Here is a 5,689-nt window from a genome sequence, read left to right as displayed (position 1 = left end):
CTTTGTCCATCTGGTTTTTCACTTCTTGCAATGTTGGCATTTCTTTTTCCTCCAATCTTCCCAAAAACAAAAGAGACATAGCCAAAATAGATTGCTCCACTTTATGCTATACCTCTGATTTTTTCAGTCAGTATTCTTTTTAAATATTGTTGTTTTAGATTCCACGCTGGAGACAATCTCGCCGTCTTGTATTTTAAGCGTGATACTCCCAAACCTTGGAACCTCTAACAGTTTTATTTTACCATAATTTCTAAAATAAATAAAGCCTTCTTGTATCTCCATATTTTAGCCTTTCATGCTACCCCTCTGTTTGCTTGCAGCCTTTGAAGCTCTCACAAATACGTTTAAAGATATAGTTTAGTTTCTTATCCTCCACGTACTCAGCTACTAGCGTCCCTTTATCCTTGTGAGTTATTGAAATAGATGGTACTTCATAAGTCCCAGTCATATATCCCAGTAGCGCGTGACCTGCTACCGTAGCAGTATCTAGGTCTTTAAATTCGTAAGTGAAAGTAAATGTTTTGGCTTTATCCGAAAATGTTTTTAATGTCATGTTGTTTTCCTCTTTCTGTTTTAAGGGTGTCACTAGTAGTTACACCATTGCAAGGAGGTCGGTACTATCTACCCCATTTTATTTTAGGTTTTGGGCAAAGTGTAGCCATTTTTGAATATCTAGCGGCTACGCATTCCGCCTTACAGCCCCAAGGGTTTTCGCCTTGTGTAGCCGTGTAGCCGTTTCATCTCAAAAAAATATATAAATAACGTATTAGGTATTTAATTATATATACTTTTATAAAATATATATTTTGGCTACATTTATATTAAAAATTCAGTAATATCAAGGGTTTAGGGGTGTAGCCGTTTTTTTTCGTCTTGTCTACACCTCTTTGAAACCCTTACAGTATCAAGGGTTTTCAGCGTAGCCGTTTTTTTATCTTTTGGCTACACTGTCTACACTTTATTTTTTTATTTTAGCAAATCCGCGTTTGATACTTTTGCCAAATCGCAAGGACTCCCTTGCTTCCCAATCCTCTTTACTTTGCATGATTTTTTTAATCTTGTTTTTATCCTTTACGTTCGGTATCTTATCCGGATATACCTCTGTGAAAAATAAATTAATAGCCATCTTGTCACGTTCCACTAGTTCCCCATACTTTTCAATATCTAAGGTAATTTCTACACCGTTTGCGCCCATATGATAGCCATGATTTATCATGTCGTAAATGTAATAATATCTTGTTCTATCTGTCGGGGGGAACTGATACATTCTTTTTGGGTAAGGAGTGCCTAAATAGCGCTCCAAATCCTCAAGGGTTTCATCTACAAACTTGTAACGGCTTCTAACCTCATTTACTAGCTTTTCTTGCTCGTCTGTCAGGTTCAACACTTGGTTAGCTCTCCAAGCCACCACCATAGCACCCCAAAAGGCTCTACGGTCTTTTTCCGTCCACTTCCTGCCCTTATAGGCGGTGTCCTTGTGGACTTCCGCAACCAAAAAGCGCCTTTCTCCTGTCAGGTCGTTTAAATAATCATGGTCATTAGTTGCCCTCACGATAATAAAACTCTTAGGCAGTCGCCTATCACTGGAGGCGTAAGGCGGTCTAAACTCTAGCTTGGTTTCTGTGATGAATTTCTTCAATTCTGAAAAACTAGCCTTTTTACTGGCCACCATCTCATCATCAAATACACACCAGTTTCTGACCATTCTAGCCTTGTCATCTTTGTCTGTGAAGGTCTCAATGGTGGTAAAATACTTGTGAGTGAAAAGCCCCTCAAAAAATTGGGTTTTTCCTACTCCCTGCCGTCCAGTCAAGTCCAGCACAAAGTCAAACTTGATGGTAGGGTCAAACACCTTGGCAACCGCTCCACGGAAAAACAAATCCATGATAATACGGTTATATTCATCATCCTTGATATTGAGATAATGCCTTAAAATATCAAAGGGATCGCGCTGATTCACTAACTCTTTATACTCACTTTCGCAAGATTCCAGATAGTCTTTTAAGGGGTTATAGCTGTGTTCTCCAGCCACCACTTCCAAAATATCCGCTATGTCAGGCTTTTTATAGTCAAGCTTGTACTTGGTAGCAATATAAGCCCTAATCTCTCTGATAATCAGGTCATCGATTGCACCGCTCAGGATTCTACCGTTTAGCTTCATTGGTCTAGTCACGTCGATTTCATAAGTGAAGACGTTGTACTGTATCGCCCCTTTTAGCTTGCTATCTCCGTTCAAAATCTTCTTGAGATTGTCCAAGTTGACTGCAAAGCCGTCACCTCTTGCTCTTTTTGCCAAGTTCAGGCTATTGTGTTCCTCATCGGTCTCCCTTGCTTGGGTCAGGTCCACCACTTCAGGCGGTGCTTGTTGCTGATCTTCTTCAATGATTTTATTTACAATGTCATTGCTATTCAAAAGCCACCTCCTTATAAAATATCCTTGCTACTTCTAGGAAATAGCTTGCTAGGTCTTTGCGTTTAACGATTGCAGAAAACAAGTCCACTAACTGGCTAAAACTGTAGCCATTAACAAATAGCAAGCGGACAAAAAGCGAAGTCTCATACCTGGTATAAATCCCGTTACAAATCAGGTCAAAAATCCAACCCTTTAACTCCACTCCAAGACCCTGCCGTTGCTCTGTCAATTTGTTTACCTCTAAATCTTTCAGGATCGTCAGCAAGTCAGGACTAGCCAAACCTATCTCTAAATCTCTGGCCAATTCCCAGCCCTCTACTTCCTCGCTTTCGTCTTTAACTACCACATACAAGCCTTTGTAGTGAAAAGCCGTCAAACCCTCGCCTATTGGCTCAAAATAGATAAATTTATAGTGATTGCCATTCTTCCAAACTTGGGTTGGGCTAGACTTGAGAAAGCCAAACAAAGGTAATTTTTCAGCGGATAGAATTAACTCCAGCACTCTCATTCATCCACCCCCAGAAACTTCCAGATGTCGGTCACTAAATAGTAAATCATTCTTGAACCATCGTCTGGCGGTTGATAGCGTCTTAACCCCTGACTTTCCCACTTATTTAGCGTGTTGTCACTAATTTTCAATTCCTCTTTGAGTTCAATTCTATTTATCAACTTAGTCAGTCTCTGCGGTGCTTTCTCATGTGCTTCCAGGTATCTTTCCACTACCTCCAGAATGCCATGCGTCAAATCATGCTCACTTTCTCGGCTTAGGCTAAACATATCTGCCCACCTCCTTCAAGGTTTCTTTGTAGCTTTCTAGGTCGCTGTTCATCAACACCGCTAGGCGCTTGCTCTCCTCCTGTACTTGGTTGTAAAAAGCCTTAGCGCCATCTAGTAACTCGCCTTTGTTTCTAGGTATGAAATAACCTCTATAAATTCCATTTCTAGCCCCTACAATCGGGATGTTATGCTTGACTATTAAACGCTTAATAGTATCTTGTACCGCCCTTTCTGATAGCTTAGTCAGTCGGCTGATGTCTGTCCCTGTGGTGGAGTTCTCAGCCCCTACCTTGATTAGTCTTAATACTCGTTTATCGTTCTCTGATAGGCCCATCCAATCTCTCCCCTCCTTTGCTTTTATTTACAAAGGTTATTTGTCCGCTCGCTACCCCTTGCAAAATAGCTTTTTGAGTCTCTATGATTGTATCAAGGGTTTTCAAGATAGCTGTCTTAGTTTCTAAATCCAACGCTTGTTTTGTCAACAAGCCCCTAGTTACAGCTAACTTTGTTGCATTGTCCATACACGTAGCTAGAAAAATATCTTTTGTAAAATAAGGTTCATCTGGTATTTTTTCACTATCAAGGTATATCTTCACTATGTAACTCATTTCATCCCTCCGTAAACTCTTACCCCTGCAAGCTGGATATATCGCCCATAATCAGGATTTAAATCCTCGCTAGGTGTTTCTATCGTCTGTTGGTTTTCTCGCTCTATTTGGGCGCTTTTTTTACGGTCTCGGTGGTTTAGATAAAGTAGTAAGCCAATCAATACCACGATTAAGACAGCAGCCTGTGTGTTGCTTATATCTAACTCATTCATGTTTTTCCTCCAATTCTTTGCGGTACATTCCGATAGTATTAACTAGATTTTCCTTTGTCTTGATAAGACAATCATAAGCAAGGTAAAAAATGGCGCTTTGCGTGTTATATTCCAAGGCTAAAAGTAGGGTCTTCTCTTGGTTGCTCATGTTTTTACTAAAAAAATGAGAAGTAGCCTCTAAAGCATTTTGAGCGGTGTTAAGTCCTAAGGTTAAATCATCTAGTTCATCTAAAATATTTTTAATTTCTTCTTTTGTCATGTTTGTTTCCTTTTTTTGTCTTTTACTATCCAGGATATCCTCACGCTTAGACTCGCCAAGTTGAAAGCGTGAGAAAGTACCAGTTTAAAGAGTTGGCGCTCTATGCTTTTCAAAACCTTTTCTAATTTGCTTGCCTGCTCTTCGGTTTTCTTAGTTTTTATTCATTTCGTTTACGGCTTTATCTGCTAGCCGTTGCCATTGTTTTCTAAATTCTTGTTCATCTATCCGCCCATGGAGAAAATCGCTTAGGGCGTAAGTTGCACGGCTGTAAAATCGCTTGGCTCTATCATAATTTGTCATTCTTTGCCTCACTTACTGCTTTTACTACCTTTTCTCTTAGTTTTGTAAATTCTTCGATAAATTCATCTTGAGATATAACCCCACGATTAAAAGTTATAATCAAGGCGCTTGCTCTTTTTGTGTATTGTTCCATCTGTTAGCCCTCCATCATGTCGTAAATTATAGCGCGGTGCTTTTTAGGGATATGCTTCATTGCGTCCAATATGTCACGCTCTGCTTTTTGTCGTGTTTCTGCTTTTACTGTTTTATCTTCTGCTATTTCAAAGGCGTTTTTTGCTACTTTGTAGTAGTCTAGCGACTGTAAAAAATGACCACGTTCAGACAGTTCTTTGTCTTCCAATTCCTCTTTTACCGTACCGTCCAAGAGTTCAAACTTGGAGTACACCCCTTTTTCTACTTCAAATCCTAGACGCTTGTTTTGTCTCAGATTGTAAAGGTTAACCCTGCAACTCTCCAAGTTGCGATAGCCTAATACTCCAGCGATTTCTTCTAGGTTTTTACCCTCTAATTCTGGCAATTTTTCAGCTATATCTTTAAATTTTACTATTTGATGTTTCTTTCCCATTGTTTACCTTGTCTTTCTATGCTATAATCAAGGTATAGAAAAAATATCTATACCATTCATCCAGTCGCTTGCTTCAGTCGCCAAACGTTCAGCAAGTGACTTTTTTTGTTGTCTTAAACTCCTAAAAAATCCGCAACCTCTTTAGCAGGAAAAACTCCATTTGGGGTTGGTTCAACATCATCTTCCAATACTTTAAAATGTAAGAGTGGTTTTGTTTCGTAGCTTTCGCCTTTTTCGTAAAGTGATTTAATACGGTCAAATAGTTTTGTCAATGCTACGTCGTTGGTGTACTCAACAATGATTTCACCGTGTCCATTGTAAGTTGTTTCTTCAACGTCTGTGATCATACGAATTTCTTCGCCTAATGCTCTAGCGATACCGTGGTCAGTTGTTTGTGCTTGATATACTTGTTTATTGTTCATGTTGTTTTCTCCTTTATGTTCTAGGTCGGATATTTCTTCCGAGAAGGTCAATCCCCAGTGGTAAAGCACCACATGAGAAACTTGTAAATGTAATATAGTATTGCGATTGTGTCGCTCCTTCCGTTCTTATTCG

12 protein-coding genes and 1 pseudogene are annotated in these 5,689 nt (G+C 39.4%); all 13 read right to left on the bottom strand.

All coding sequences use genetic code 11. The annotated features are described in order from the left end of the window. Positions 1 to 123: 123 nt before the first annotated feature. Complete coding sequence (locus tag HT687_RS07075) at positions 124 to 282, bottom strand: DUF2292 domain-containing protein (protein WP_172922906.1); 159 nt, start codon at positions 280 to 282, stop codon at positions 124 to 126. A gap of 40 nt (positions 283 to 322) precedes the next feature. Beyond that, positions 323 to 553 (bottom strand): annotated as a pseudogene (locus tag HT687_RS07070) (hypothetical protein); the annotation flags it as partial. Between the two features lie 405 nt (positions 554 to 958). Next, positions 959 to 2,413, bottom strand: a complete 1,455-nt coding sequence (locus tag HT687_RS07065) for a virulence-associated E family protein (protein ID WP_172922904.1) — start codon at positions 2,411 to 2,413, stop codon at positions 959 to 961. Then, on the bottom strand, positions 2,406 to 2,921 hold the full coding sequence (locus HT687_RS07060) for a hypothetical protein (RefSeq protein ID WP_172922903.1): 516 nt from the start codon (positions 2,919 to 2,921) through the stop codon (positions 2,406 to 2,408). The genes HT687_RS07065 and HT687_RS07060 overlap by 8 nt, the downstream gene beginning before the upstream one ends. Continuing rightward, complete coding sequence (locus HT687_RS07055) at positions 2,918 to 3,190, bottom strand: hypothetical protein (RefSeq protein WP_054388145.1); 273 nt, start codon at positions 3,188 to 3,190, stop codon at positions 2,918 to 2,920. The genes HT687_RS07060 and HT687_RS07055 overlap by 4 nt, the downstream gene beginning before the upstream one ends. After that, positions 3,183 to 3,524 carry a DNA-binding protein gene (locus tag HT687_RS07050; protein ID WP_172922902.1) on the bottom strand — a complete coding sequence of 114 codons (342 nt, stop codon included), beginning with the start codon at positions 3,522 to 3,524 and terminating at the stop codon, positions 3,183 to 3,185. The genes HT687_RS07055 and HT687_RS07050 overlap by 8 nt, the downstream gene beginning before the upstream one ends. Continuing rightward, positions 3,502 to 3,798, bottom strand: coding sequence for a hypothetical protein (locus HT687_RS07045; RefSeq protein WP_172922901.1), 297 nt, complete (start codon positions 3,796 to 3,798; stop codon positions 3,502 to 3,504). Before HT687_RS07045 ends, HT687_RS07050 begins: the two co-directional genes overlap by 23 nt. Further along, positions 3,795 to 4,010 carry a hypothetical protein gene (locus tag HT687_RS07040; RefSeq protein WP_054388186.1) on the bottom strand — a complete coding sequence of 72 codons (216 nt, stop codon included), beginning with the start codon at positions 4,008 to 4,010 and terminating at the stop codon, positions 3,795 to 3,797. The genes HT687_RS07045 and HT687_RS07040 overlap by 4 nt, the downstream gene beginning before the upstream one ends. Further along, on the bottom strand, positions 4,003 to 4,269 hold the full coding sequence (locus tag HT687_RS07035) for a hypothetical protein (protein ID WP_172921881.1): 267 nt from the start codon (positions 4,267 to 4,269) through the stop codon (positions 4,003 to 4,005). The genes HT687_RS07040 and HT687_RS07035 overlap by 8 nt, the downstream gene beginning before the upstream one ends. A gap of 150 nt (positions 4,270 to 4,419) precedes the next feature. Beyond that, a complete protein-coding gene (locus tag HT687_RS07030) occupies positions 4,420 to 4,569 on the bottom strand; it encodes a hypothetical protein (protein ID WP_166727420.1) in 150 nt (49 codons plus the stop codon). Next, entirely contained in the window at positions 4,556 to 4,702 is a 147-nt protein-coding gene (locus tag HT687_RS07025) for a hypothetical protein (protein WP_000438875.1), read from the bottom strand. The genes HT687_RS07030 and HT687_RS07025 overlap by 14 nt, the downstream gene beginning before the upstream one ends. Positions 4,703 to 4,705: 3 nt before the next feature. Next, positions 4,706 to 5,134, bottom strand: a complete 429-nt coding sequence (locus HT687_RS07020; RefSeq protein WP_054393017.1) for a hypothetical protein — start codon at positions 5,132 to 5,134, stop codon at positions 4,706 to 4,708. A 113-nt stretch (positions 5,135 to 5,247) separates the two neighbouring features. Continuing rightward, positions 5,248 to 5,556, bottom strand: a complete 309-nt coding sequence (locus HT687_RS07015; RefSeq protein ID WP_138701311.1) for a hypothetical protein — start codon at positions 5,554 to 5,556, stop codon at positions 5,248 to 5,250. Between the last annotated feature and the right edge of the window lie 133 nt (positions 5,557 to 5,689).

Origin of the sequence: Streptococcus sp. 1449 (assembly GCF_013276805.1) — a bacterium.
Lineage (GTDB): Bacteria > Bacillota > Bacilli > Lactobacillales > Streptococcaceae > Streptococcus > Streptococcus pseudopneumoniae.
The sequence above is the reverse complement of the archived record's forward strand: the minus strand, read 5'-3'. Positions and strand labels throughout refer to the sequence as shown.

What these genes read in the sequence shown, in the direction of transcription:
- HT687_RS07075 (WP_172922906.1), bottom strand. Translation starts at nt 282, where the DNA reads ATGGAGATACAAGAAGGCTTTATTTATTTTAGAAATTATGGTAAAATA.
- HT687_RS07060 (WP_172922903.1), bottom strand. Translation starts at nt 2,921, where the DNA reads ATGAGAGTGCTGGAGTTAATTCTATCCGCTGAAAAATTACCTTTGTTT.
- HT687_RS07055 (WP_054388145.1), bottom strand. Translation starts at nt 3,190, where the DNA reads ATGTTTAGCCTAAGCCGAGAAAGTGAGCATGATTTGACGCATGGCATT.
- HT687_RS07050 (WP_172922902.1), bottom strand. Translation starts at nt 3,524, where the DNA reads ATGGGCCTATCAGAGAACGATAAACGAGTATTAAGACTAATCAAGGTA.
- HT687_RS07045 (WP_172922901.1), bottom strand. Translation starts at nt 3,798, where the DNA reads ATGAGTTACATAGTGAAGATATACCTTGATAGTGAAAAAATACCAGAT.
- HT687_RS07040 (WP_054388186.1), bottom strand. Translation starts at nt 4,010, where the DNA reads ATGAATGAGTTAGATATAAGCAACACACAGGCTGCTGTCTTAATCGTG.
- HT687_RS07035 (WP_172921881.1), bottom strand. Translation starts at nt 4,269, where the DNA reads ATGACAAAAGAAGAAATTAAAAATATTTTAGATGAACTAGATGATTTA.
- HT687_RS07030 (WP_166727420.1), bottom strand. Translation starts at nt 4,569, where the DNA reads ATGACAAATTATGATAGAGCCAAGCGATTTTACAGCCGTGCAACTTAC.
- HT687_RS07025 (WP_000438875.1), bottom strand. Translation starts at nt 4,702, where the DNA reads ATGGAACAATACACAAAAAGAGCAAGCGCCTTGATTATAACTTTTAAT.
- HT687_RS07020 (WP_054393017.1), bottom strand. Translation starts at nt 5,134, where the DNA reads ATGGGAAAGAAACATCAAATAGTAAAATTTAAAGATATAGCTGAAAAA.
- HT687_RS07015 (WP_138701311.1), bottom strand. Translation starts at nt 5,556, where the DNA reads ATGAACAATAAACAAGTATATCAAGCACAAACAACTGACCACGGTATC.